This window comes from Komagataeibacter europaeus LMG 18890 (assembly GCF_000285295.1).
Classification (GTDB): domain Bacteria; phylum Pseudomonadota; class Alphaproteobacteria; order Acetobacterales; family Acetobacteraceae; genus Komagataeibacter; species Komagataeibacter europaeus.
On record NZ_CADP01000304.1, the window covers coordinates 1 to 1,200 of the forward strand.

At 64.9% G+C, this 1,200-nt stretch carries 1 protein-coding gene and 1 pseudogene; both read right to left on the reverse strand.

The window, feature by feature from the left end:
- A partial coding sequence (locus GEU01_RS21965) for a ParB/RepB/Spo0J family partition protein (RefSeq protein ID WP_019087620.1) occupies positions 1 to 421 on the reverse strand: 421 nt, incomplete at its 3' end.
- Between the two features lie 177 nt (positions 422 to 598).
- Positions 599 to 1,200 (reverse strand): annotated as a pseudogene (locus GEU01_RS21970) (lactate dehydrogenase); the annotation flags it as partial.

The following is a 1,200-nucleotide window of genomic DNA, read 5'->3' on the forward strand; positions in this document are numbered from 1 at the left end:
CAGACAGGCGGCCGATCTGCTTCAGCTGCACCGGTGTGAGCATCAGCGCCTTGCAGATCGCGGTGTCATTCCACTTTTTTTCCTCCCGGAGCCTGGCGACAACCCGCCACTGTTCAACCTGGGTCATGGGCTGACGGATCATGTTCTCCGATGCGGCACGCATCCGGTCCAGTTCCGCATCATCGCCTGCCACCGTCACCTGAATGGTTTTCAGGCCGGCCTTGACCGCGGCACGCCGGCGGCGATGCCCTGCAACGATCATCAGGCCGTCAGGAGTTTCGCGGACCAGGGGCGGGTGGATGATCCCGACGGCCTTGACGTTCAGCGCCAGCTGGCGCTCTTCCGCCTCGTTGGGCGCGGATTTCCGCGGGTTTTCGGGGTTGTCGAGCAGGGTTTTCGGATCAACTTCGCGCAGTTCCATGGTTTTTACTCCGTGTTCTCAGGACGCCTTTCCTGATGCACTCCGGCGGCCAGCACCGGGCTGGCGGGGCAAGGGCGCCGTGCAGCGGCGGCACCGGACCCGCGCGCAGGCGGCGCAGACGCCGAGCACGGGGAGGCGCCACCCCTTGCGGCGCCTGGCCGGAGATGGCAGCCCTTCTCAGGCTGCCGCCTCTTCTTCCTTATCCCTGTCCTCGGTGTCGTCATGCACCGGGTCTTCATCGGTTGCGGTCGCCGCCAGATCGTCTTCCAGCGCTTTCAGCTCAGCGCGCTTTTCATCAAGCATCGCCTGTTCCGCGAACGGCAGGTCCAGACGGGCCCGGTAGGATGGCAGGCGACGCTGCGCTTCCTCCCGCATCCGGATTGCGTCACGGAGCGCGTCATCGATCCGAAGCAGCGCATGTTCGAGGCGCGAGGTCAGCCCAAGGCCCTTCGTGTCATCCTCGACGGCGATTTCAATGCGACCTGAGCGCGCTTCCACAAACAGCGTCACGTCGACCGCGCGCTTTTCGTAGTACACGCGACGGCCAGGCCCAGCTTCGCACATGACGGCGAACCCACCGATGCGTCCGAGATTCCAGACCCCTGCCTCACCGTTCTTTGCCGCCAGGCGGACCTGGGACAGGAGCCATGATCCGGCCTTCTCACGTTCGCTGACATCCCCCTTGTCCCGACGCAGTACGAACGCATCCCCCTTCGTGGGCTGACGGCTGGCAATATCCGCCTCGATAAGCGGGATCTGGCGCTCCGCGCCCGCAATCT